We start from the raw sequence: 23,775 nt of genomic DNA, 5'->3' as shown, positions 1-23,775 counted from the left end.
ATGATAACGACCAATACTAACATCCATACTCATACTAATAATGCGCTGAAAAATAACAGTGTATCGCAAAGTAATACTGACAAGCTCGATATTAATAAGCCTAGTGCTACGATTCTAACCGTTGATAAGCTGAGTATTGTTACGCATACAGGGGAGACTCTGGTTGATAAATTATCTTATCAATTGCGACAAGGGGAAACCTTAGCCATTGTTGGTGAGTCCGGTTCTGGTAAGTCAATAGCCAGTTTGGCTTTGTTGGGTTTACTGCCTGACAATCTTATTACTACCGGCGATGTACAGCTAGCAAATGCAACTGGCATGGCTAAGCTACCGATAGCCAATGATAGCGCCCGTAATAAATCGCTGCGTGCTATTCGTGGTCAGCGTATCGGTATGGTATTTCAAGAGCCAATGACGGCGCTCAATCCACTGCATACTGTTGCCAAGCAAATCGCTGAATCATTGCATCTAAACGGCACACCCAAAAAGCAATGGCGCGCGCAAACTATTGCTTTATTAAACGATGTCAATATTGCTGATGCTGTTGATAAGCTCAATCGCTATCCGCACGAGCTATCAGGTGGGCAGCGGCAACGGGTCATGATTGCCATGGCATTGGCGCAGCAACCTGATATTTTAATCGCCGATGAGCCAACAACGGCGCTTGATGTCACCTTGCAGCATGAGATTTTAGCGCTGCTGGATAATCTAAAGCATGAGCGCAATATGGCAATGATTTTAATCAGCCATGACCTTAACTTAGTGCGTCGTTATAGCGATAATCTTATCGTTATGCGTCAAGGGCAGACCATTGAACAAGGTGCGACGGCAACGATTTTTGCTCATCCAAAAGCCGACTATACGCGTACGTTAATGCAGCAAGATTTTGGTCACGCGCTAAGTATAATCAATGATGGGGACAATCAAAATGACGTCTTAGCGGTCAAGAATTTAAACGTAAAATTTCCAGTAGAGAAAAGCCTGTTCGGTAGTGCTACACGTTGGTTTGATGCCGTCAAAGGCTTGGATATGACTTTGCAGGCAGGGCAGGCGCTCGGTATTGTTGGCGAATCTGGCTCCGGTAAAACCACGATTGCGCTGGCGTTAAGTCAACTGCTTAGCAATCAGGCACAAGTCAGTGGTCAGATAATCATTAACGGTCAAGACATTACGGCATTATCTAAGCGTGAGCTACGTAAGTTCCGAGCACAAATCCAGATGGTATTCCAAGACCCCTTTGCCAGTATTAATCCGCGTATGACCGTATTACAGATAGTTGAAGAAGGTTTACTGGTACAGGGTGTTGATAAAGCAACACGTGAGCAAGCGGTGATGGCCAGCCTTAATACTGTACATTTACCTAGCGAGCTTGCGCAGCGTTATCCGCATGAGTTATCGGGTGGTCAGCGCCAGCGAGTAGCGCTTGCACGGGCTTTGGTTATGAAGCCAAGTTTGCTCATTTTGGACGAACCGACGTCCGCACTTGATAGTACCACGCAAGTGACGGTGGTCAATTTACTGCGCGAAATTCAACAGAAATTGCAAATTAGTTATGTGTTTATCAGCCATGATTTAAAAGTTGTGCGCGCTTTATGTCAATATATTATGGTATTAAAAGAGGGTATGTGCGTTGAGTCAGGCGCTACTGAAGCGGTGTTTAATCAGCCGCAGCATCCGTATGCTAAGCGCTTATTGCAGGCAAGTACCCTATAGCTTTGATTGAATTACCTTCATGACATATGCCAAACAGACCACGACTTCTGTAGCTTTATTGCTTACCTTGTCTTTTGTAGGTCAGATATCTTGCAAGTGGCAGCCTATTCAATAATGGTTTATGATAATCAATAAATACCAATTATGTTACATAAAAGCAGACCATGATTTTTATCAGTAATAATATCAGCCTTAATGATTACGAGGTAGAACTCAACGCCATACGCGCTCAAGGAGCTGGCGGTCAAAACGTCAACAAAGTCTCCTCTGCTATTCACTTACGTTTTGATATTGCCGCTTCAAGCCTTAGTGACTCGCAAAAACAACGTCTATTAGCCAGCAAGGACAGCCGCATTAGTAAAGAAGGTGTGCTGATTATTAAAGCTCAGCAATTTCGTACGCAAGAAAAAAATAAGAGTGATGCCTTTGAGCGCTTGCAGCAATTTATAATCAATGCCACCCACGTTAACAAAACCCGCAGACCCAGTAAACCGAGCAAAAACGCTCGGCGCAAACGCATGGACAAAAAAACGCAGCGGGGCATGACAAAATCGTTACGGGGTAAAGTGGATTTTTGATTCTACTGGTTCTGTTTCTATTGATTTTAAATCTTTTATCGTTATCGAAAAATTATTCTAAATTCTACTATTTTCTTGGTATTAGACCCTACCATCCTAATATTATCTATATTGTTATATATCTAAATTTTTATACCTATCAATATTTATAAATTTAAGTATTCATACCCATTTTCGGGTCAATCGTGCTGCATAGGCACCTGTTTTTATTTTTTATTGGATTTTATGAAAAACAATCTTGACGCGGGCTCAGACCCTATCCGCACTCAATACTTTCGCGTGTTCTTAATGGGGTTTAGTGCATTCATCGTGAATACCACAGAGTTTGTCCCTGTAGCTTTGTTAAGTGATATCGCTCAAGATTTTTCAATTACTACCGCAGAAACTGGATGGATGCTGACGCTGTATGCATGGATTGTCGCTGCCATGTCATTACCGCTTATGTTGCTGACAGGCAAGCTTGAACGCAAGCGCTTGCTACTGGCATTGTTTGTGGTATTTATTGCCAGCCATGCCCTGTCCGTTTTTGCATGGAGCTTTCAAGTACTGCTGATTAGTCGCGTTGGGATTGCTTTATCACATGCGATATTTTGGTCGATTACGGCGGCGATAATATTGCGCGTTGCCCCTGAAGGTAAAAAGGCATTAGCGCTTAGTGTGCTTGCTACTGGTACCTCATTAGCGATGGTGCTGGGTGTGCCTATAGGGCGTCTGGTTGGTCAATGGTTTGGTTGGCGCACTACTTTCGGTGGTATTGGGGTGATTGCATTTGTGGTGTTTATTCTGCAAGCGAAATTGCTACCAACCCTACCCAGTATGTTTGAGGGGTCTGCCAAAAAAGTTCCAGAATTACTCAAAAATCCATTACTGGTTGGTCTATATCTGTTATGTTTTTTGGTTTTTACCGCGCATTATGCCGCTTATTCTTATATCGAACCTTTTATGCGTCAGGTGGGTTCAATCAGTGAAAACTTGGCCACTTTAGTACTACTGCTATTCGGTGGCGCAGGACTTATTGGCAGTTTTATATTCAGTCGGTGGGGTGATAAATCGATTACGATGTTGATGTTGGTATCAACAGTACTGATACTTCTGTCTCTTCTTACGCTATCGCTGGCAGTGACTTCAATATGGGCGCTCAGCTTGAATTCGTTACTTTGGGGCGCAGCACTGATGTTGCTCATTATCTCCATTCAAGCGCGGGTCATTATGATTGATCTCAAGGCTCAAGATATGGTGATGTCCATGTTCTCCGGCATTATTAATTTAGGTATCGGTACCGGTGCGCTGCTTGGAGGCTATGCCGTCACCCATATCTCGCTGTCGAGTGTAGGGTACGTTGGTGCTGCTGTCGCTAGTGTGGCACTGCTACTAATGATATTTATGATAAGACGCTTTTCTGCACTACGCTAAGTGTTATGGTTGCATTTTAAGCATTAAATAGTTTGAAAATTAACCAAAAAAAGGACGCCTAAGCGTCCTTTAACATAACTAACTAATAAGTATTTTCTAATAGTTTAAAAAGCCGGTTGCCGCTTAGGAATAGCGCCCAAGAACTCATTACGTGCTTGATTGTCGTGTACATACTCGCCCAGCATCGACGTGGTACGCGTGGTGGAATGCTGCTTATTGACACCGCGCATCATCATGCACATGTGCGCCGCATCCATCACTACCGCGACACCGCGGCAGCCAGTCACATCCATAATCGTCTGTGCCACCTGCTCACTTAAGTTCTCTTGAACCTGTAAGCGGCGAGCAAACATATCGACGATACGAGCAAATTTAGACAAGCCTAAAACTTGCCCGTTTGGTAAATAACCAATATGAGCAATCCCATGAAAAGGCAGCATATGATGCTCACATAAGGAATAAAATTCAATATTTTGTACTAAGACCAGCTCACGATTGGTCGATGGAAACAGGGCATCATTAACTACCGCGTCTAAATTTTGGCAGTAGCCTCGGGTTAGATGCGCAAATGCTTTTGCAGCACGAATCGGGGTATCTTCTAGACCTGGGCGCTCTAAGTTTTCACCGGTTGAGCTGATCAGTTGACGATAAGATTCGACGCTTTCTTGATAATCTGTTGTTATGATTGGGGTGTTACTCATAAGGTTGGCAGCCATCCAAAATGTGGGTATAGCTTAACGCTAAATCCTTGTTTACAAACAATGGTTATAAAGGATTTATGTAAAAATAGTGCAAGCTTGGAAGGGTTGTGATTATACTTGAAAACAGGGCAACTTCATACCGCTATCAATAATCCCCCGCGCTTTAGCGTTCAACGTCTGCTAGTAAAGAGTCAATAGTTTACGACTGTTTACTTAATTTAATCTGTGTATAATAAGACAATTTTTTTGATTGTATTATTAGTATTTCATAAGCATTTAATCGGTTTCGTTAATAATATCAATTTGACTCAAACTCATAACAAGGATAATACTATGCTACTTCAAGGACAACGCTTTGTCGTTACGGGCATCGCCAGCAAACTTTCTATCGCATGGGCGATCGCTGAAGCGCTACATCGTGAAGGTGCATCGTTAATTTTGACGTATCCAAACGATAAAATTAAAAAGCGTGTGGATATGGCAGCAGAGCATTTTGAGGCTGACTTAGTACTTGAATGTGATGTGGCGTCTGATGCGTCTATTGCCGCCTGTTTTGAGCAAGTCACTGCGCATTGGGGTGATGGCATTGATGGTGTAGTTCATGCCATTGGCTTTGCACCGATGGATCAGCTCGATGGTGACTTTACCAATGCTACGACGCGTGAGGGTAGTCAAATAGCCCACGATATTTCAAGCTATAGCTTTGTCGCCCTTGCTAAAGAAGCGCGCGCCCTGCTCGCAATGCGTCACGGTTCTATGTTGACCTTAACGTATGAAGGTAGCATCTCGGTATTGCCAAATTACAACGTGATGGGTATGGCAAAAGCCAGTCTTGAGGCCAGTGTCCGTTATTTAGCCACCTCAATGGGCGGTGAAGGTATTCGTGTGAATGCGATTTCAGCGGGTCCTATTCGTACTCTTGCCGCTAGTGGCATTAAATCATTCCGTAAAATGCTGGATATCAGTGAAAAAATTGCACCATTGCAGCGTAATATCAGCCAAATGGAAGTCGGTAATGCGGCGCTATTCTTACTATCGCCATGGGCGTCGGGTATCACTGGTGAGATTATGTTCGTTGATGCCGGCTTTAATACCGTTGCTATTAGTGAGCAGTTAATGATGCTTGATCTTGATGAACCAAAAAAATAAATTGAGAAATCAGTGGCTGCCTATTTGGTAGTAATAGTTAACTATTCGCTATAGTAAATATTAGGAAGACAGCCAATAGGCTGTCTTTTTTTAGTTATACTATAGGCCTTTTTTGGCGACAAGATCTTAGGCGGCGGATATGATAACCAGACTTCCAAAATGGATATTTTGGGGTGGGGCGGTGTTAGCTTTTAGTGCGGGCTGTGTTAATACTGCTGCGCTCATGGGCTTTACCAATCTGTCAGTGTCGCACGTTACGGGTAACGTCAGTTTATTTGCCGCTGCCGTCGCGCATTTTGATGGGCGCAGTATTCTATATATTGGTGCGTCATTGTTATCGTTTTTGGCAGGAGCAATATTAAGCGGTTTTGTGATTGGTCACAAAACTTTAAAGCTGGGTAGAAGCTACGGTCGTGCCCTATATATTGAGGCGGGGCTATTGTTGATTAGCTATTTTTTATATCAACAACATGATTACTTAGGGCAATTAGCGGCAGCAATGGCTTGTGGGCTACAGAATGCGATGGTTGCAACCTATAGTGGCGCAGTTATTCGTACCACTCATTTAACAGGCTTAACCTCAGATATGGGCGCAACCATAGGTAACTGGCTGGCTGGACGACCCATCAGTAAGCCTACGTTAGGATTTCAGGCAATAATTTGGTATTGCTTTTGCGGTGGCGGGGCAGTGGGTGCATTTTTATACGCTAGAGTTGGTTATGGCGCGCTATTTGTACCGATTGCTATTGTACTGACGGCTGCATTCTTTTATAACTATGCCTCAGAACGTCTACCTGAAAAACGTCAGCCCAGACGCAAAAGACGCCCATCGGATAGATAGGCGTCTTTCAGTTTTGTCTATTGGTTAAAAGAAGATAGATATTTATTTATCTTCTTCCTCTTCATGATCCTCGTGCTCATGTAAGCCTTGCATCATATCAAGCGCGCATTCATCGGTACGCTGTTGATCTTTTTCAGCAAGATCGTCTTGATTGATATCCTTCGGTGCCATTTTAGTTGTTGGATCAACTTTGCTACGTGCCATAAGATACTCCTAGTTGTTGTTATTGTTCAATATAATATTTTATTGAGATTATATCTAAAGTCTATACTTTAAGTATCGGACAGCACTCAGGTTTTGTACAGGGTTTAATAAGGCTAGTTTAGTATTGATATGTAATGCACTATCTGTTTAACTAAATAATTGTTTATCGTCGATAGAATGATAAGCGTACTGTTACTATTTACTCCGTGATTTTCTCTCCGAGCACCATTGTAATAAGGAAATTCTATGTCAGAGCAAAGGCTAGACAGTCATCTGCCCGATGATGGCAACGAATATTTATTTACCGACACTTTTCCAAAAGGTACGGGTAAAGGTTTAATCGTAGTTGCGATTGCTGCGATTATCAGTATGATTATTTATAACGTGCTGCCTTATGATATCAACGCTAATAAAGGCCTTGCCATGCTGTTTTTTATTGGCGTGCTATGGTTGACCGAAGCAATACATGTGACTATTACCGCGATATTGGTTGTGGTAATAGGGGCGCTTATTGGTCTGCCGGACTTCGATGCTGAAATTGGCTTACAAAGCTTTGCTAACCCAATTATTTATTTGTTCTTTGGTGGTTTTGCTTTAGCAGCAGCGCTGCACGTACAGCAATTGGATAGAAAAATTGCGCTCAAGATTCTATCGCTGGCTGGTGGCAATCTTAGAACTGCAGTATTTTTAATATTTGCCGTCACTGCCTTTTTATCGATGTGGATATCGAACACAGCTACTGCAGCGATGATGTTGCCATTGGTGCTGGGTATTTTAACGAAGGTTGACCGTGAAAACGACCGTGGCACTTTTGTATTCGTGCTACTGGGTGTTGCTTATTCTGCTAGCCTTGGTGGTTTGGGCACGATTGTTGGGTCACCGCCCAATGCGATTGCTGCCAAAGCGCTCAATATTGCTTTTATTGACTGGATGAAGTTTGGTATTCCAATGATGTTGGTACTGTTGCCAGTATTACTAGGGGCGATGTATATTTTCCTTAAACCTAATCTTAACCGTCAGGTAACGCTTATTGAAGATGAGCCTATCGCATGGAATAAGCCCCGTGTGCTAACCATCATTGTCTTTATAGTAACCGCATTAAGCTGGATATTCTCTAAGAAAATCGGTGCGGCATTAGACATTACCGATACCGATGCGGTTGTCGCCTTGACAGCAGCAGCAGCGGTGGTCAGTTTAGGCTTAGTATCATGGAAAGAGGTCTCTGATAATACTGATTGGGGCGTGCTCATGCTATTCGGTGGTGGTATTGCGCTATCAACAGTTCTAAAAGTCTCAGGTGCCTCGTTGGTACTAGGTATGACCGTTGCTAATGCGTTGTCCGCTGCACCGCTTATCGTAGTAGTGCTTGCTGTATCAGCATTCATTATCTTCTTAACGGAGTTTGCTTCTAATACCGCTTCTGCAGCGCTTTTAGTGCCGGTATTCGCGGCTATTGCCGAGCAAATGGGTCTACCGCCTGCCGTATTGGTCATGATTATCGGTATTGGTGCATCGTGTGCCTTTATGCTACCGGTTGCCACTCCGCCAAATGCGATTGTCTTTGGTACAGGCCTTATTAAGCAGTCAGAAATGATACGTGTTGGGGTCATATTAAATATCATCGCTACGTTTATCGTGGGATTATGGGCATATTTTTTCTTACTTTAACTACTGATTAATTTAGTATTGTAGCCATGTATATAAAAACCCGATGTCTGAGCAGTAGCTGGACTGAACTGACCCCCATAAGTTGGACACAACTTACGGGGGTTATTTTATGAAAAAATGAGAGTCAATAAAACAGCTTAAATCAAAAACTATTCAGCATAATCAATCCAAATCCAGCCATTTTCTAACCATTCCATTACCTCGTCAGGGTCAATACCTTCCATGTCATCAAGAGTCAAATGCGCACCATTCGATAAGCGCACCAATAACGCGGTTGCAGTCTCATCGAGGCCATCCAGCCGTTGACCATTCGCGTATAAAGTTATGCCTTCATTCGTTTGGTTGTAGAGTAAGCGGTTGCTATAATCTGCTTGTAGCGTGGCGCCATCGGCCAACGCTGTTATCATCTCATCGGTATTCATCGTCTCTTCAGGCACCAGCACATCGTATTGACGCTTGCTGACCACTTCGCACACCGCTTGGCGAATGATGTCGGCACCGCGTTCTGACTGTAGTAACGCTGATAATTGCGTAGTGATCGCGTCAATACTATCTGCTTGTAATTCACCTGAGGACTGTGATGCCTGTGGTAATAACATCGGCACAAACAGCGCGCTATCATTGGTCGCCACATCAGCAAGACTGTCGATAACTTGCATTAAATTGGGGCGACGGCAGCCAAATGAAAATGTCAGACAATCATCTTGCGCCAGTCCAAAATGAGACAGTTTAGGTGGTACATAGAGCACATCACCGGGCTCCAATATCTCATCAAAAATAATCTCGCCCATATCATCAAACAGTCGAATGGGCTCATCTGCAACAAATTCAGTCTGCTCATCACAGAGCTTACCGAGCTGCCAACGGCGCTGTCCATAACCTTGCGCTAAAAATACATCATAATCATCATAATGTTTGCCAACTGAGCCGCCTTTTGGCGCGTACGAGACCATAATATCATCACGCTGCCACTGCGGTATAAAATCCAACGCTTGCCATAATTGTGCTAGCTCCGGCGACCACTGCTCAAGATTTTGTACCAATACGGTCCATTGATCTGGCAAGTTGTCAAAATCAGCTTCAGCTAATGGACTTTTTCTAAGCTGCCATTGAGGCTCGTCAGCTTGCTTGGTTGCTGATTGAGTAAGCAGTCTGGCGGTGGCATCTTCATCTAATGCTAAACCTAAAATATCATCCGGCTCAAACATACCGATAAGCTGTGGCAGACCTTGCTTGATGAGTAATGGCTTTTTTTGCCAGTAGTCGCTTAAAAACTGTTCTGGGGTGATGGAATCGGGTAAACAAAGTTTTAAAGCACTCATTGGTAAATCCATGTGATTAATTGGGTTAAAATCTTAATTTTTTAATATAAAAGCTAGGTTTGCTTTAGAAAAATAATGTAATAGTTTATGATTGCCAGTAATCTAGTGGCTTATATAAGCTATTTAATATACTTTAGGATATTCATGAAAAAATTACAAATTATCGCGATATTTGCCAGCATATTCTTACTACAAGCTTGTGTGCACAAACTGGTTACCGTACCGGTCAAAGTCGCCTACAAAACCACCAAAGGTGTGGTTAAAGGTACGGTTGCCGTGACTAAAGCCATCATACCCGGCGGCGATGAAGATGATAATGATGGAAAGAACAGAAAGAATAAAAAATAAAACCTTACCCGTCGACTATGGCAGTTAACATCATAGTAGTCAGAGTAAGGTTATAGATTGGATATAGTGAGTGAGTAACAACCACTCATTTATACCTCTTATTTATTAAGTCTATTACTTATCAAGCTTGGCAATCCATTCTTTAATCGTACGCGCTTGCTCATCTGCATTACCAATGTAAGTTGCAGGCGTCATCTCACGTAGGCGTGTTTTATCCGCATCACTAACGGCTGATAGTTCATCACTTTCAACAAACGTCAACATCGCTTCGCGGGTCATGGCATTGCCACGAGTTAGGGCTTTAAGTTTCTCGTAAGGGTTTTCAACACGGTAGCGACGCATCACGGTTTGAATGGGTTCTGCCAATACTTCTTGCGCATTATCTAAGTCGTCATTCAAGCGCTGTGCATTTAATTCAAGTTTGCTGACGCCTTTTAAACACGCATCATAAGCAATCATGCTTTGAGCCAGACCAACACCGATATTACGTAGTACCGTTGAGTCTGATAAATCACGCTGCATACGTGAAATTGGTAGCTTTTCACCCAAATGGGCAAGCATCGCATTTGCCACACCCAAGTTACCTTCTGAGTTTTCAAAGTCAATCGGATTTACTTTATGCGGCATGGTAGAAGAACCCACTTCACCCTCTTTTAGGCGCTGTTTAAAATAGCCCAAACTAATATATTGCCAAATATCACGGTTGAAATCGATTAGTATCGTATTAAAACGTTTTACCACATCAAACAGCTCAGCGATATAATCATGCGGCTCAATTTGCGTGGTATAAGGGTTAAAAGTCAGCTCGAGGCTTTCACCAATAAAACGCTCAGCATGTGCTTGCCAATCAACATCGGGATATGAGGCATAGTGAGCGTTATAGTTACCGACCGCCCCATTCATTTTACCCAACAGTTCAACTTGACCGATTTGTTTGATTTGACGGGCTAAGCGGTAAGCGACGTTGGCCATTTCTTTACCAAGGGTCGTTGGACTTGCCGTTTGACCGTGGGTGCGTGACAACATTGGCTGGTCAGCATGAGTGATTGCTAAGTCAACAATGCTATCGGTCACTTGCTGCATTTTAGCTACTACAATCTCGCGGCTGTCTTTGAGCATTAGTGCATACGATAGGTTGTTAATATCTTCACTGGTACAGGCAAAGTGAATGAACTCTAATGAATCCTCAAGTGCTGCTTGACCACGGAATTTATCTTTGATGAAGTATTCAACCGCTTTCACATCATGGTTGGTCGTCGCTTCGATATCTTTAATCGCTTGTGCATCTGCTTCACTAAAGTCATCAACAATGCTATTTAAGAAAGCATTGGTCTCATCATTAAACGCTGCTAACTCACCAATCGCATTATTATCAGCCAATGATTGTAACCAGCGGATTTCAACAGTAACGCGGGCTTTGATTAGACCAAATTCAGATAGATAAGGGCGTAAGCTATCCGCTTTAGAAGCGTAACGGCCGTCGATTGGAGAGAGTGCGGTCAAGGCAGATAAAGTGGTCATAGATATCCTTTAATGAAGTCAGTCAGGTTAGTAAAAAAATGATTATAATTAGAGTGCAAAATCAGTTAAATATTTTAATTAAGAACTGCTTGTTTTTATGCTTAAATTAATACTTAGCCTATTAATATTGTGGCTTTAAAAAGACGCAGCAGCATCAAGCGCTGCGGATATAAATAGTATGATAAAAGCCACTGAGCAAAGAATTTGAATGGTTAAAGCTATCAGTAAAATATTACGTTTCTTTGGTGAATATCTAGGGCTGTTTTTACTGGAAAGTCTGAAAATACTGATAATTAGGTATAATAAAATGACAATCCAAAGGGTGTAGAAAATGATAAACATCTTTTTTGCTCTTTATTTTTAGCCTAAAACCCACACGGCGCATCAATAGACGCAATCACGCCACCGCCTAAACAGACTTCATCGATATAAAATACGGCGGACTGACCCGGAGTAACCGCACGTTGTGGTGCATCAAATATCACGCGTACTTCACTACCGTCATCTTTTATTGCAAATACGCGGCAAGTTTGATCAGGCTGACGATAACGAGACTTTGCCATACAGCGTAAGCCTTCAGAGCTAAATATTTCCGCAGGCGGTAGACCGTCTATCCAATCAAGCTTATAAGCTTGTAGCTCATTACTTAGCATCATTGGATGTTCATGACCTTGGCCGACGATTAAACGGTTGTTATCCAAGTCTTTTGCCAGTACAAACCATGGTTCTTCGGGACGGTCTTTAACGCCACCGATACCAATACCACCGCGCTGACCTAAAGTGTAATACATCAGACCATCATGAGTGCCGATAGTGATGCCGTCATCAGTGATAATATCGCCTTTTTGGGCAGGCAAATACTGCTGTAAAAAGTCTTTAAAGCGACGCTCACCGATAAAACAAATGCCGGTTGAGTCTTTTTTATTGGCGGTAATCAAATCATGCTCTTCAGCGATTTGACGAACCACTGGCTTTTCAAGTTCACCTACTGGGAATAGGGTTTTGGCAAGTTTGTCACCGCCAACGGCATGCAAGAAATAGCTTTGGTCTTTATTGTTGTCTAAACCACGCAATAGCTGTGCCACAGTTTCGCCATTAGCGTTTATATAATTAACACTGCGGCGGGTGTAGTGTCCAGTAGCGATATAGTCAGCACCAAGCGTTAACGCATAATCTAAAAAGGCTTTAAACTTAATTTCTTTATTACATAAGATATCAGGATTGGGTGTACGTCCTGCTTTATATTCGGCTAAAAAATGCTCAAAAACGCGATCCCAATATTCCATTGCAAAGTTAGCGGTATGGAGTTTAATACCAATTTTGTCACAGACTGACTGCGCATCGGCTAAATCATCCATCGCCGTACAATATTCTGTCCCGTCATCTTCTTCCCAATTCTTCATAAACAGACCTTCGACAATAAAGCCTGCCTGCTGAAGTAAAACAGCAGAAACAGAAGAGTCGACGCCACCTGACATACCGACAATCACCCGCGTGGTTGCAGGATTCTCAATATCGGTAAGGGTCAAGGCGCAATGGGCGCTAAAAGAGTTTGGGGCTTGGGTGGCTGACGTATCGGGCATGGTTGACATAGCTAACATAACAAAGCACTCAACAACTTATGGTAAAATAAGCGTCATATTATACCAGCTAATTGAAACAGGTGGCGTCTTGCCAGCCTATTCGGCTATAAAATTTCAAATAATAAGTATTGATAGCATTTAGAATAACCGTTTTATAAATTTTAAATAACCTCTACACTTTTCTCCTTACTTTCTTTTTAATAGACTTTGGGATAATCATGATAAAAATTGGTCAAGGTATAGACGTTCATGCGTTTCATAATACTGGCGAACAGCAACAATATGTGGTACTAGCGGGCGTGGCTATTGAACATACACACAGCTTGCTGGCGCATTCTGATGGTGATGTGGTATTGCATGCACTTGCTGATGCTTTACTCGGTGCATTAGCTCTTGGTGATATCGGGCAGCATTTTCCTGATACCGATGCGGCTCATGCAGGACTTGATTCGCGGATTTTGCTGCGTTATGTCTATGGTAAGGTTCAAGCCGCAGGTTATAAATTGGGCAATGCTGATATTACTATTATGTGTGAACGCCCGAAAATTGCCCCTTATAACCAAGCCATGCGTGACAGTATCGCCAGCGACTTACAAACTGCAGTCAGTAATATCAGCATTAAAGCCACCACCACTGAAAAATTAGGCTTTACAGGTCGCCAAGAGGGCATTATGGCCAATGCCGTGGTATTATTGGTGCCGATGCTTTAATCTATCACTAATGATATCCGTCAGCGATATCAGCCATGCTTGTAATGTCGTCACGCTTGCCCCATCTATGAGCAACACGACACCTTTATATTCAAAATATTCAAAAAGACCTCATAGTTAACAATAACTGGTTTTAACCTTCTTTACTCAATAGGAGTTTTTATGACTGAGCAAACCCCCAATACTGCTGCAAACGATGTTGAACAGCTGATTCGTGATCAAATTAAAGACAATAAAGTTATTTTATATATGAAAGGTACACCGCAGTTTCCGCAGTGTGGTTTTTCTGCAAAATCGATTGAAGTTCTTACCCAAATTGGTCGTCCATTTGCCTTTGTAAATATCTTAGAAAATCCAGAAATTCGTGCTACTTTACCAAAAATTGCCAACTGGCCAACCTTTCCACAACTGTGGATTGATGGTGAATTGATGGGCGGCTCAGACATTATTTTGCAAATGTATCAATCAGGCGAGCTTAAGCCGCTGGTTGAAGCTAATAGCCCAGCTGCATAATTGATAAAGATATTTAATTAAGCTTTTTTATTATTAAGCTCATAAGTTTCATCCCTAAAAGCTCGAGTAAACCCTTAATTGGTTGCTCGGGCTTTTATTGTTTTTATCAGTTTTAACCCCATATATGCTTCAAGATTAAGTATTATTAAAATATTAATGAGAAGAGGTTATGATGACTAATCAACCAGTAGAATCGAAAGTGCCTGAACCACAAATAATTGAGGCAGAAGCAGCCGAGCAAGCTGCTATCGAAAAACGCCGTGAGTATCTAAAAAACGAATCAACACGTTTAATAGATATTGCAGGCAGTGAGCCATATTCAGCGCTAAAATGTATCCATCAGCTCAGTGTAGCAGGCGGTGCGACTGAAGGGACATATGTGGCTATTGAGCAGCGTATTGTCGCTGATCAAGATGCGGCTGGTGCTTATCATTTAGCGCTGTTGGCACAAAACACGCCAGACTTACCGATTGATGTGCGTCAGCTTATCGAGATGGTCGTCAATAAAGGCGATAACGATCAGCGTTTAGCTTTGTTAAAAAACCTGCTACTGCCGCCAGTTGCATTGATTAAAGAGCAAATTTTGGCGAGTAATGACGGTGATGCGATTGGACAAATGAATGCTTATTTGCAAATCAATCCCGAAGGCTATGGCAGCCATCATATGCTGAGCAGCGGCCATTCAGATCATATTGTGCCTCTTAGTTAAGTCAAAGTGGCTAAGTATTTAAGTCACAGAAACTAAGTCAAAGTAGTTTAATTCAATTATAACAATAAAGTAATAGCAGTGCAGTTAAGCCCAGTGAAAGACTCATTATCAAACACAGGTTTCATTATTTCTAATGCAATTATTTTAAAAGCATCTGAAAAAAGCGCTCAAAAATTGCTATAATTACCGGCTATTAATTTTCTAAACACGACCGATGCTGATTTATCCTATTGCAAGTTATTGCTAATAAATCAATTACTTGTAGTGGCACAGTCACAATCCGTCAAGCGAGGCATACATGCAATACCCAAAAATTTACGACGTGGTGGTCATCGGTGGCGGTCATGCCGGTACAGAAGCGGCGCTGGCTGCTGCACGTATGGGCGCACAAACCTTGTTATTGACGCATAATATTGAGACACTTGGGCAGATGAGTTGTAATCCGGCGATTGGCGGTATCGGTAAGTCGCATCTGGTACGTGAGATTGATGCGCTTGGCGGTGCAATGGCATTGGCTACGGACAAATCAGGTATTCAGTTTCGGGTATTGAATAGTCGTAAAGGTGCTGCCGTTCGTGCGACGCGTGCACAAGCAGATCGTATTCTTTATAAAGCAGCCATTCGCCATACCTTAGAGAATCAGCCTAACCTTGATATATTCCAACAAGCGGCTGATGATATTTTGGTTGGAAATGGTCGTGCGACTGGTGTTGTCACTGCGACAGGTATTGTCTTTAAAACTGAAACGGTTATTTTAACCTCAGGTACGTTTTTAGGCGGCGTTATCCATATTGGGTTAGAGAATTCAAAAGGCGGACGCGCAGGGGATCCACCTTCTATTAAACTTGCGGATCGCTTACGTGAATTAAAACTTCCCGTCGGTCGCTTGAAAACAGGCACGCCAGCGCGTATCGATGCACGCAGTGTGGACTTTAGTGTGATGACGGTACAGCCGGGTGATACTCCATTACCAGTGATGAGTTATATGGGTAATGTTGAGATGCACCCTGAACAGGTCAACTGTTATATTACCCATACTAATGCACGTACCCATGACATTATCCGTGAAAATTTAGACCGTTCACCGATGTTCTCTGGCAAAATCGAAGGCGTTGGTCCACGTTATTGTCCGTCTATTGAAGATAAGATTCACCGCTTTGCTGATAAAGACAGCCATCAAATTTTTATCGAGCCGGAAGGTCTGACCACCCATGAGCTATATCCCAATGGTATTTCAACCAGTCTACCGTTCGATGTGCAATTAGAATTCATTCATAGTATGAAAGGCTTAGAGAATGCTCATATCACCCGCCCCGGTTATGCGATTGAATATGATTATTTTGATCCGCAAAGCTTGAAACCAACCCTTGAAACTAAGTCGATTGAGCGTCTGTATTTTGCTGGTCAAATTAATGGTACGACGGGCTATGAAGAAGCGGGCGTTCAAGGCTTACTTGCCGGTACCAATGCCGCATTGGTCACCACTAATAATAGTGACTTTGATATTTGGACACCACGCCGCGATCAGGCATATTTGGGTGTACTCGTTGATGACTTGATAACTCATGGAACGACTGAGCCATATCGGATGTTTACCAGCCGTGCTGAATACCGCCTGCTACTACGTGAAGATAATGCCGATCAAAGATTGACAGAAATCGGGCGTAAATTAGGTTTGGTGGACGATGTGCGCTGGCAGGCTTATGAAGAAAAAATGAACGCTATCAGTACAGAAACGGCGCGTCTAAAAGATATGTGGGCAACCCCTATTAATGCCTTAGGTGCTCAAGTAACCGCGCAGACAGGTGAGGCGTTATCAAAAGAATCTAATGCTTATGATTTGCTGAAACGTCCACAGATACATTTTGCTGATATTGCTGCGATTACCGATTCACAAGTTGATACTTTGGTCGGTGAGCAGATTGAGATATCAGTCAAATATGCGGGTTATATTGATCGTCAACAAGAAGATATTGATCAGATGAAGCGTTTAGAGAATACGACCTTGCCGACAGATTTTGATTACAGTATGGTGTCAGGCTTGTCTAATGAGGTGGTACAAAAACTGGCGCAAGTACGTCCTGCAACGCTTGCACAAGCGGGTCGGGTGAGCGGCGTGACGCCTGCAGCGATTCAAATACTAGCGATGACGGTTAAAAAGCAGAAAAAAATAAAAGCAGCTTTAGGGTCATAAATCATCTTAAATTAGCGTGATGCTGCTTTCATTTTATTCGGAATTATGCTGACCTGAGTCTATACATGATTGAAGCCATTGTTTTTGCGATTACCATTGTTATGCCCAACCTTATGTTAATGGGGTTGGGTTTTTTTATGCAAAAAAACGGACAGGCAAGCAAAGCCTTTGTCGATCAAGCTTCCAGTTTTGTCTTTAATTACTGTCTGCCTGCCTTGTTGTTCTTCAGCGTAGTTGATAGTGATGTTAATTATGCTAAGCAAATAATACTCATAGCTGCTGGTATTGTTGTCACCTTTATCTTGTTTATTGGTTCTGAGCTGTATGCTAATCGCTTCATTAGTAAGCCTGCCGATCAGGGCGTATTCGTTCAAGGCATATTCCGCAGTAATATGGCGATTATTGGCTTGGCAACCGTCGCCAATGCTTATGGTGAAGAAGGCTTAAGTATTGGCGCGGTATACATGGGGGTGGTGACGATATTGTTTAATATCCTTGCGGTCATTACCCTAAGCCGAGTATCCAAAAGTGTGGATGATACGTGGATGAGTCGCAGTATAATGGTTATTAAAAAGCTGGCGACCAATCCGCTTATGATTGCGCTAGTGGCGGCTTTTGCCTACAAAGCGCTGTCGCTACCACCTATTACCGGGGTTATTCATACGACAGGAGATCTATTAGCGTCAGTAGCATTGCCCCTAGCATTGATTTGCGCGGGGGCTAGCATTGATTTGAAGTCGATGCTGAGCCTTTCAGGCATATCCATGCAGGCAAGTATAGGTCGTATCGTGATTGCCCCGCTGATAGCAGTTGCAGTCGGTCTTAGTTTTGGATTAACAGGTATGCACATGGGTGTACTGTTTTTAATGGCTGCTGCACCGACCGCTGCCGCCAGTTACGTGATGGCAAAGGCGATGGGTGGTAATGATGTTCTCGCTGCCAATATTTTAGCTTTTACCACAGTGGTGGGTCTTTTCGGTATGGCAATTGGGGCGGGGATATTGCGGGGATTAGGATTGATGTAAGGAGTATGGTCTTTTGTCATTGTCATCGTCAATATCACTTCTATTACCACTGCCATTAACACTTTTAAAACAGCCAGACACTCAGCTGTTCTAGTTTGAAAGTTGGCACTATGTAAAAATATAACTCCTAATAAACATTCTTCTATTCATCTAACCTAGTCATTTATAACCATCTATTACCTAATCTGTAGCAATCATATCTACATTATTGTGGGTATCCTGCTGACTTGAGCCATTTATGACCGAATCTATCATCTTTGCCCTTACGATTGTTGTGCCCAATTTAGCTTTGATTGCGTTGGGTTATTTTATGCAAAGAAAAGGCCAAGCCAGCCAAACCTTTATTGACCAAGCATCAAAATTTGTTTTTACCTATTGCCTGCCAGCTTTGCTATTTTTTAGTGTGGTCGATAGTGATGTAGATTATGCCAAGCAAGCTACGTTGATTGCCGCTGGCGTGCTGATCACCTTTATTTTATTTATTGGGGCAGAAGTTTATGCCAAGTTTTTTATTACTGACTCTGAAAACAAAGGGGTATTTGTACAAGGCGTCTTTCGTAGCAATCTAGCGATTATTGGTTTATCGACTGTATCGAATGCTTATGGGTCGGCAGGTTTAAGTATAGGAGCTGTGTACATTGGAGTCGTATCAATATTATATAACACCTTGTCAGTGCTCACTTTAAGCCGTACCTCACAAGATGCAGAGGAGTCTTGGGCTAGCCGTGGCATAGGTATCATCAAAAACCTAGCAACTAATCCGCTTATTTTGGCATTGTTGGCCGCTTTTATTTACAAGGCCCTACCACTACCGCCGCTCACTGGCGTCATTCACGATACAGGTGATTTACTCTCATCCGTGGCGCTACCATTAGCATTAATTTGCGCAGGTGCCAGTCTCGATCTGAAATCTATGCTGCGCCCTTCGGGATTGTGTATGCAGGCCAGTGCTGCGCGTATTATTATTGCGCCCATGCTGGCAGTCGTTATTGGCTTGAGCTTTAACTTAACCGGTATACACATGGGTGTGCTATTTTTGATGGTATCAGCGCCTGCAGCGGCCGCCGGTTATGTCATGGCAAAATCCATGGGTGGTAATGAAGTGTTGGCCGCCAATATTTTGGCCTTTACTACAGTGATAGGCATGTTTGGTATGGCGCTTGGAGCAGGGTTGTTACATGGTTTTGGGTTGATATAAAATCTGTATGCTAGTAGAAATCATTTGTTAATTAAAAATAATATATTACTTTATTAAAATAGCCTAAGTAATAAACACCAAAAACTAATTCTTAAACACTAAAATTTAAGTATCAGATTCTAGACAGTAAAAATCCCACTTGATATCCTAAGTGGGATTTTTTATATTAATAATACTTAATTGATAATGCTCGTCGAAAAAGTCTTCGGCTTGAATAGCGAATCTATTCCTTTAATGTTAACTCTTTAAAGTAATACCAACTGTTTTGTACCTGATACAAAGGCACGATAGATAATCTATAATAATAATTAACCCAATAAAAATTTATCGAACTAACAGACAAGGAGCGCTTTAAATGCAATTTTTAAACCGAGCTGAAGTGACTGAACATCTTAGTATGCAAGCTGCTATCGATACGATTGAGCAGCTACTACACCAACAAGCTAATCATCCCAGCTGGATTAAATCACCTGAGCGTTTAGTGATAGAAACCTTTAGCGAAGACCTCTATGGTGATCAAATTGATAGCGACCAGTCTTCTACTAATAAAACCAAACACAGCTCAGGCTCGCATTTATCTATGCCTGCCACCATCTATGACGGTGAGCAGGAATATACGGCGGTCAAACTAGTCACTATCTGTCCTGATAATCCCAGTCGTGACCTACCAACGACGACTGCTATTATTACCGTATCCAATAATGCCACTGGTGAAATATTAGCGGTGATGGATGGTGTTTATATTACTCAAGTGCGAACCGCAGCACTATCGGGTATCGCGACTAAATATATGGCAGCCGATAACTGTCAAAGGATAGCAGTCATAGGTTGCGGCGGTATGGCATATGAGCAACTACACGCTGTACTAACGGTACGCCCTGGAATTAAAATAGTTTATCTCTGGAATAGAAGCATGCAGGGGGCAGAGGAGTTTAAGACGCAATTTGCTCGTGACTATCCGCAATGGAAAATTGAATTAAGGGTTTGCGAACAGCTTGAAGAGGCTCTTAAAGATGCAGATATTATTAATCTTGCAACGCGTTCCGATACTGGTTTGTTTAGTACCCAGCAAATCAAGCCTAACGTCCACATCAATGCCGTAGGAGCATATCTACCATCGATGAAAGAAGTCAGCAATGATGTCATAGAAAATAGCAGTATGGTGGTCGTTGATGATTTAGCTGGATGTCGCCATGAAGCCGGTGACTTAATTCAAGCGCACAAGGCCGCTAATTGTGCGTGGACATGGGATGATCTTAGCGGGGACTTACAAGCACTCGTGACTGGGAAATTAACAAACAAGTTCAATAAGTCCGAGCCGAGCATTACATTATTTAAATCGGTAGGCGCAGCCAGTTTTGATGCCGCAGTAGCATTATATGTCGCACAACTTGCTGAGCAACAAAACCTTGGGACTTCACTCTCTTAAAGGTTTAGATTTCCTAAATATTTAACACGTGCTAATAATAAGTAGTCATTGTAACCATTATAATGGTCAGAAATTAAAAAACCTCCTACTTTTAAAAAAGTAGGAGGTTTTTTCTGATACAGGGATAATGTACTAACTATTTGTGACGATTATTACGTCTCTCTTCACGGCGCTTTTTACCTTTAGGGCTAATACTATATGTTAAATAGGCAAATATCGCCATAACAGCAATAAAAGCTAAGATGTATAAAAATATCGAAGAACCTATTAAAGGAGAAGCATCCATGTCAAGTATCCTGTTAGAGTTTTTCTTTTATTATGCAAGCGCTGCTGTCGATTGTAAAGTAAACAAATTCAACTGAGGTACAAGTGACAAAGAATGTAGACGAGCGGTTTGATCATGGACATTAGCGGTGACGATTAATTCATCCGGTTGATATTTTGTAATAAACTCAGCAATTTTTGGCTGTATGGTTTCTACTGAACCAATAAAGGAAACTGCCAGCGCCTTATCGACTGCCATTTTTTCTGCAGGACTCCATATTGCATTCATATTTTCTATAGGTTTTGGCATTTGCCCCCGCTCATTACGCAGCAGATGCACAAAGCTTTGCTGCGCTGAAGTGAAATGATAGTTAGCAGTTGCGTCATCATCAGCTAAAAATAGATTTGCAGCAAGCATTACATAAGGTTTATCGAGATAAGCGGAAGGTTGGAACTGCTCGCGATAAGTAGTGATCGCATGTTCTAACATTTGCGGCGCAAAGTGGGATGCAAACACATAGGGTAGTCCTAAGTGTGCTGCCAAAGTAGCGCCAAATAGCGAGGAACCCAAGATCCAAATTGGCACGTTTGATTTTGCTCCAGGAAATGCTTGCACTGGACTGTTATCAGTACCATCACCTAACAGATACAACAATTCTTGCACGTCTTGTGGAAAACGCTCGGCATCTTGCATCTGTCGACGTAGAGCCTGGAAAGTCGCGCCATCAGTACCCGGCGCACGGCCTAAGCCTAAGTCGATACGATCACCATATAAAGCTTGAAGCGTGCCAAATTGCTCAGCAACCACTAATGGTGCGTGATTGGGCAGCATAATACCACCAGAGCCAATACGAATATGCTCGGTTTGGCTGCCAATATGTGATAGCAGTACTGACGTTGCGGCACTGGCGATACCCGCCATATTATGATGCTCTGCCATCCAGTAACGATTGAGGCCAACTTCTTCCGCTTTTTGAGCGATCTCAACGGTTTGGGTGATTCCATCAGCAATAGTTTTGCCGGTTGGAACGGGTGCCAAGTCTAGGAAGGATAAAGGAATTTTATTAGTATTAATATCAGTCATAAATCACCTATTATTATAAATTTAAAAGTATTCACAGGCTTATTTTGGCAGCCTTTTATATGCTGCTCACAGTAGGCCTTGAATGCTTAACACTTAATATAATGGGGCAGTTATTTTGAATATAAAGGCAAGTGTTAATAATGATAACAAATCTCAACGCTTAGGATGTAGGTCTTATAAACAGAAGGGAGAAGTCAATTTATAAGCCAATGGCATGGATTTTTGATATAGCGTGCTGACTGAGCGTATAGTTAAGACGTTTGAATAAATTTATGTAGCTCATATTAAATAAATTTAATCACTCAATATTCAAATATCATGGTTTTAAACTTTAAAAATATAATGGTTAAAAATAATAAGGGATATATATGAATATTTCAGCTAGAAATCAGCTTAAAGGCAAAGTCAAAGAACTCAAAAAAGGCCCAGTTTCTACAGAGGTAGTGATCGACGTTAATGGTTCAGAAGTTGTTTCTAGTATTACGACAGCGTCTGCAGAAAGCCTAAATCTCAGCGTTGGAGATGACGTTGTGGCCATTGTAAAAGCCAGTAATGTAATGGTTGGAAAAGAATAGGTTATTAGTAAGATAGATACTTAAGCATAAAAAACGCCATTAAGATTATTCTTAATGGCGTTTTTTATGCTTAGCCTTATTAATTAAGTTACTAACCAAACTGCTTTTGGCAAAGCTCCATAAAGGCACGCCCATACTGACGGATTTCAGCATCATCACGCACCGCCATCCAACTGGTAAAGCGGCCAAAATGATCCACTGGAATGGCGGTTAGATTATGATAATGGCTTGGCTCAAATGCCATTTCAGCGATAATACCAATCCCTAATCCCAGTCCCACATAAGTGCTAATCACGTCAGCATCTAACGCAGATAATACAATATCAGGCTCAAGCCCCGCATCACTAAATGCTTTGTCAATCGCTCCGCGTCCAGTAAAGCCTCCGTGATAAGTCACAATCGGATAGCTGGCAAGAGTAGGTAAATCTATACTTTTCTCACCTGCAAGTTCATGGTCACTTGGTACGATAACGCGGTGCGTCCAATCATAGTAGCGATAGCAGCGCAGATAATTATTATGGAGTAAGGACTCAGTGGCAATACCAATATCAGCTTGTCCGCGAATCACCATTTGAGCAATAGTTTCAGGATCGGACTGCTGAAGAATCAAGTTTACTTTAGGAAAGAGCGCTTTAAACTCTTTCACCACTTGTGGCAATACATAACGGGCCTGCGTATGCGTCGTTGCAATCGTTAATGTGCCGATATTAGGATTATTAAAATCTAAGCTTAAATTTTCAATAGTGCGAATTTCAGCAAAGATCGACTCAATATGCGGCATCAATGCGGTGCCCATCGTGGTCAATCCTGTTAGACGTTTCCCTTGACGAACAAACACTTCTGTTTTTAGTTGGTTCTCAAGCGCAGCGATATGTTTCGACAAGCTTGATTGGCTGGTATGCAGCACTATGGCTGCTTGGCTTAAATTATAGCCGTTAACTACGGTATGCCATACGGTTTCTAACTGCTTAAGCTGAATCTGTAGATGCCGCTGATTGACGACCACATCGATTGCCATAAACTAATCCTATCT

Annotated in this window: 23 protein-coding genes; 15 read left to right on the top strand and 8 right to left on the bottom strand. The window is 42.3% G+C overall.

Annotation, left to right across the window (positions count from 1 at the left end; genetic code table 11):
• The 3 genes from ES754_RS03100 (at position 1) to ES754_RS03090 (ending at position 3,704) form a co-directional block, all read left to right on the top strand.
• Positions 1-1,713 carry an ABC transporter ATP-binding protein gene (locus ES754_RS03100; RefSeq protein WP_147221957.1) on the top strand — a complete coding sequence of 571 codons (1,713 nt, stop codon included), beginning with the start codon at positions 1-3 and terminating at the stop codon, positions 1,711-1,713.
• Between the two features lie 164 nt (positions 1,714-1,877).
• A complete protein-coding gene (arfB, locus tag ES754_RS03095) occupies positions 1,878-2,291 on the top strand; it encodes an alternative ribosome rescue aminoacyl-tRNA hydrolase ArfB (protein WP_147221955.1) in 414 nt (137 codons plus the stop codon).
• A gap of 225 nt (positions 2,292-2,516) precedes the next feature.
• Positions 2,517-3,704: a sugar transporter gene (locus ES754_RS03090; RefSeq protein WP_147221953.1), complete on the top strand. Its 1,188-nt coding sequence runs from the start codon at positions 2,517-2,519 to the stop codon at positions 3,702-3,704.
• A gap of 104 nt (positions 3,705-3,808) precedes the next feature.
• Here ES754_RS03090 and folE read toward each other — a convergent pair whose 3' ends face one another.
• Positions 3,809-4,405 carry a GTP cyclohydrolase I FolE gene (gene folE / locus ES754_RS03085; RefSeq protein ID WP_227677728.1) on the bottom strand — a complete coding sequence of 199 codons (597 nt, stop codon included), beginning with the start codon at positions 4,403-4,405 and terminating at the stop codon, positions 3,809-3,811.
• A 333-nt stretch (positions 4,406-4,738) separates the two neighbouring features.
• Here folE and ES754_RS03080 point away from each other — a divergent pair, with 333 nt between their 5' ends.
• Both ES754_RS03080 and ES754_RS03075 read left to right on the top strand, forming a co-directional pair.
• Positions 4,739-5,554: an enoyl-ACP reductase FabI gene (locus ES754_RS03080; RefSeq protein WP_147221950.1), complete on the top strand. Its 816-nt coding sequence runs from the start codon at positions 4,739-4,741 to the stop codon at positions 5,552-5,554.
• Positions 5,555-5,693: 139 nt separating this feature from the next.
• Entirely contained in the window at positions 5,694-6,395 is a 702-nt protein-coding gene (locus ES754_RS03075) for a YoaK family protein (protein WP_147221948.1), read from the top strand.
• Between the two features lie 42 nt (positions 6,396-6,437).
• Here the strand turns inward: ES754_RS03075 and ES754_RS12075 are convergent, their stop codons facing one another.
• Complete coding sequence (locus ES754_RS12075) at positions 6,438-6,599, bottom strand: hypothetical protein (RefSeq protein ID WP_170231070.1); 162 nt, start codon at positions 6,597-6,599, stop codon at positions 6,438-6,440.
• Between the two features lie 246 nt (positions 6,600-6,845).
• Here ES754_RS12075 and ES754_RS03070 point away from each other — a divergent pair, with 246 nt between their 5' ends.
• On the top strand, positions 6,846-8,267 hold the full coding sequence (locus ES754_RS03070; RefSeq protein ID WP_147221946.1) for an SLC13 family permease: 1,422 nt from the start codon (positions 6,846-6,848) through the stop codon (positions 8,265-8,267).
• Positions 8,268-8,416: 149 nt separating this feature from the next.
• Here ES754_RS03070 and ES754_RS03065 read toward each other — a convergent pair whose 3' ends face one another.
• The gene (locus ES754_RS03065; RefSeq protein ID WP_147221944.1) at positions 8,417-9,589 is read right to left on the bottom strand and encodes a cupin domain-containing protein; all 1,173 of its coding nucleotides are present in this window, start codon (positions 9,587-9,589) and stop codon (positions 8,417-8,419) included.
• Positions 9,590-9,733: 144 nt separating this feature from the next.
• On the opposite strand from ES754_RS03065, the gene ES754_RS03060 reads away from it, so the two are divergent.
• Positions 9,734-9,937, top strand: a complete 204-nt coding sequence (locus ES754_RS03060; protein ID WP_147221942.1) for an NF038104 family lipoprotein — start codon at positions 9,734-9,736, stop codon at positions 9,935-9,937.
• Between the two features lie 114 nt (positions 9,938-10,051).
• Here ES754_RS03060 and purB read toward each other — a convergent pair whose 3' ends face one another.
• A complete protein-coding gene (gene purB / locus ES754_RS03055) occupies positions 10,052-11,458 on the bottom strand; it encodes an adenylosuccinate lyase (protein ID WP_147221940.1) in 1,407 nt (468 codons plus the stop codon).
• A 365-nt stretch (positions 11,459-11,823) separates the two neighbouring features.
• Positions 11,824-13,041: a tRNA 2-thiouridine(34) synthase MnmA gene (gene mnmA, locus ES754_RS03050; RefSeq protein ID WP_420825340.1), complete on the bottom strand. Its 1,218-nt coding sequence runs from the start codon at positions 13,039-13,041 to the stop codon at positions 11,824-11,826.
• Between the two features lie 218 nt (positions 13,042-13,259).
• On the opposite strand from mnmA, the gene ispF reads away from it, so the two are divergent.
• The 7 genes from ispF (at position 13,260) to ES754_RS03015 (ending at position 20,819) form a co-directional block, all read left to right on the top strand.
• On the top strand, positions 13,260-13,751 hold the full coding sequence (gene ispF / locus ES754_RS03045; RefSeq protein WP_147221936.1) for a 2-C-methyl-D-erythritol 2,4-cyclodiphosphate synthase: 492 nt from the start codon (positions 13,260-13,262) through the stop codon (positions 13,749-13,751).
• A gap of 162 nt (positions 13,752-13,913) precedes the next feature.
• Positions 13,914-14,264, top strand: a complete 351-nt coding sequence (gene grxD, locus ES754_RS03040; RefSeq protein ID WP_147221934.1) for a Grx4 family monothiol glutaredoxin — start codon at positions 13,914-13,916, stop codon at positions 14,262-14,264.
• A gap of 172 nt (positions 14,265-14,436) precedes the next feature.
• Entirely contained in the window at positions 14,437-14,973 is a 537-nt protein-coding gene (locus ES754_RS03035; RefSeq protein WP_147223240.1) for a hypothetical protein, read from the top strand.
• A gap of 298 nt (positions 14,974-15,271) precedes the next feature.
• Entirely contained in the window at positions 15,272-17,167 is a 1,896-nt protein-coding gene (mnmG, locus tag ES754_RS03030; protein WP_147221932.1) for a tRNA uridine-5-carboxymethylaminomethyl(34) synthesis enzyme MnmG, read from the top strand.
• Positions 17,168-17,232: 65 nt separating this feature from the next.
• Positions 17,233-18,192 carry an AEC family transporter gene (locus ES754_RS03025; RefSeq protein WP_147221930.1) on the top strand — a complete coding sequence of 320 codons (960 nt, stop codon included), beginning with the start codon at positions 17,233-17,235 and terminating at the stop codon, positions 18,190-18,192.
• Positions 18,193-18,430: 238 nt separating this feature from the next.
• On the top strand, positions 18,431-19,390 hold the full coding sequence (locus ES754_RS03020; protein WP_147221928.1) for an AEC family transporter: 960 nt from the start codon (positions 18,431-18,433) through the stop codon (positions 19,388-19,390).
• Positions 19,391-19,745: 355 nt separating this feature from the next.
• Positions 19,746-20,819, top strand: a complete 1,074-nt coding sequence (locus tag ES754_RS03015; RefSeq protein WP_147221927.1) for an ornithine cyclodeaminase family protein — start codon at positions 19,746-19,748, stop codon at positions 20,817-20,819.
• A 136-nt stretch (positions 20,820-20,955) separates the two neighbouring features.
• Here the strand turns inward: ES754_RS03015 and ES754_RS12070 are convergent, their stop codons facing one another.
• Positions 20,956-21,105 (bottom strand): hypothetical protein, encoded by a 150-nt coding sequence (locus ES754_RS12070; RefSeq protein ID WP_170231069.1) that lies wholly within the window; start codon positions 21,103-21,105, stop codon positions 20,956-20,958.
• A gap of 30 nt (positions 21,106-21,135) precedes the next feature.
• On the bottom strand, positions 21,136-22,167 hold the full coding sequence (locus ES754_RS03010) for an LLM class flavin-dependent oxidoreductase (RefSeq protein ID WP_147221925.1): 1,032 nt from the start codon (positions 22,165-22,167) through the stop codon (positions 21,136-21,138).
• Between the two features lie 368 nt (positions 22,168-22,535).
• On the opposite strand from ES754_RS03010, the gene ES754_RS03005 reads away from it, so the two are divergent.
• Positions 22,536-22,742 carry a TOBE domain-containing protein gene (locus ES754_RS03005; RefSeq protein ID WP_147221923.1) on the top strand — a complete coding sequence of 69 codons (207 nt, stop codon included), beginning with the start codon at positions 22,536-22,538 and terminating at the stop codon, positions 22,740-22,742.
• A gap of 91 nt (positions 22,743-22,833) precedes the next feature.
• Here ES754_RS03005 and ES754_RS03000 read toward each other — a convergent pair whose 3' ends face one another.
• A complete protein-coding gene (locus tag ES754_RS03000) occupies positions 22,834-23,760 on the bottom strand; it encodes a LysR substrate-binding domain-containing protein (protein WP_147221921.1) in 927 nt (308 codons plus the stop codon).
• Positions 23,761-23,775: the final 15 nt, after the last annotated feature.

It is taken from the genome of Psychrobacter frigidicola (assembly GCF_007997305.1).
In the GTDB taxonomy this organism is placed as follows: domain Bacteria; phylum Pseudomonadota; class Gammaproteobacteria; order Pseudomonadales; family Moraxellaceae; genus Psychrobacter; species Psychrobacter frigidicola.
This window is presented reverse-complemented; position numbering and strand designations above follow the sequence as displayed.

Excerpts from the sequence above, each read along its gene's own strand:
- mnmG (WP_147221932.1), top strand. The coding sequence starts at position 15,272 with ATGCAATACCCAAAAATTTACGACGTGGTGGTCATCGGTGGCGGTCAT.
- ES754_RS03075 (WP_147221948.1), top strand. The coding sequence starts at position 5,694 with ATGATAACCAGACTTCCAAAATGGATATTTTGGGGTGGGGCGGTGTTA.
- folE (WP_227677728.1), bottom strand. The coding sequence starts at position 4,405 with ATGAGTAACACCCCAATCATAACAACAGATTATCAAGAAAGCGTCGAA.
- ES754_RS12070 (WP_170231069.1), bottom strand. The coding sequence starts at position 21,105 with ATGGATGCTTCTCCTTTAATAGGTTCTTCGATATTTTTATACATCTTA.
- ES754_RS03000 (WP_147221921.1), bottom strand. The coding sequence starts at position 23,760 with ATGGCAATCGATGTGGTCGTCAATCAGCGGCATCTACAGATTCAGCTT.
- ispF (WP_147221936.1), top strand. The coding sequence starts at position 13,260 with ATGATAAAAATTGGTCAAGGTATAGACGTTCATGCGTTTCATAATACT.
- purB (WP_147221940.1), bottom strand. The coding sequence starts at position 11,458 with ATGACCACTTTATCTGCCTTGACCGCACTCTCTCCAATCGACGGCCGT.
- ES754_RS03070 (WP_147221946.1), top strand. The coding sequence starts at position 6,846 with ATGTCAGAGCAAAGGCTAGACAGTCATCTGCCCGATGATGGCAACGAA.
- ES754_RS03035 (WP_147223240.1), top strand. The coding sequence starts at position 14,437 with ATGACTAATCAACCAGTAGAATCGAAAGTGCCTGAACCACAAATAATT.
- grxD (WP_147221934.1), top strand. The coding sequence starts at position 13,914 with ATGACTGAGCAAACCCCCAATACTGCTGCAAACGATGTTGAACAGCTG.
- ES754_RS03020 (WP_147221928.1), top strand. The coding sequence starts at position 18,431 with ATGACCGAATCTATCATCTTTGCCCTTACGATTGTTGTGCCCAATTTA.
- ES754_RS03015 (WP_147221927.1), top strand. The coding sequence starts at position 19,746 with ATGCAATTTTTAAACCGAGCTGAAGTGACTGAACATCTTAGTATGCAA.
- mnmA (WP_420825340.1), bottom strand. The coding sequence starts at position 13,041 with ATGCCCGATACGTCAGCCACCCAAGCCCCAAACTCTTTTAGCGCCCAT.
- arfB (WP_147221955.1), top strand. The coding sequence starts at position 1,878 with ATGATTTTTATCAGTAATAATATCAGCCTTAATGATTACGAGGTAGAA.
- ES754_RS03025 (WP_147221930.1), top strand. The coding sequence starts at position 17,233 with ATGATTGAAGCCATTGTTTTTGCGATTACCATTGTTATGCCCAACCTT.
- ES754_RS03080 (WP_147221950.1), top strand. The coding sequence starts at position 4,739 with ATGCTACTTCAAGGACAACGCTTTGTCGTTACGGGCATCGCCAGCAAA.
- ES754_RS03065 (WP_147221944.1), bottom strand. The coding sequence starts at position 9,589 with ATGAGTGCTTTAAAACTTTGTTTACCCGATTCCATCACCCCAGAACAG.
- ES754_RS03090 (WP_147221953.1), top strand. The coding sequence starts at position 2,517 with ATGAAAAACAATCTTGACGCGGGCTCAGACCCTATCCGCACTCAATAC.
- ES754_RS03100 (WP_147221957.1), top strand. The coding sequence starts at position 1 with ATGATAACGACCAATACTAACATCCATACTCATACTAATAATGCGCTG.
- ES754_RS12075 (WP_170231070.1), bottom strand. The coding sequence starts at position 6,599 with ATGGCACGTAGCAAAGTTGATCCAACAACTAAAATGGCACCGAAGGAT.
- ES754_RS03005 (WP_147221923.1), top strand. The coding sequence starts at position 22,536 with ATGAATATTTCAGCTAGAAATCAGCTTAAAGGCAAAGTCAAAGAACTC.
- ES754_RS03060 (WP_147221942.1), top strand. The coding sequence starts at position 9,734 with ATGAAAAAATTACAAATTATCGCGATATTTGCCAGCATATTCTTACTA.
- ES754_RS03010 (WP_147221925.1), bottom strand. The coding sequence starts at position 22,167 with ATGACTGATATTAATACTAATAAAATTCCTTTATCCTTCCTAGACTTG.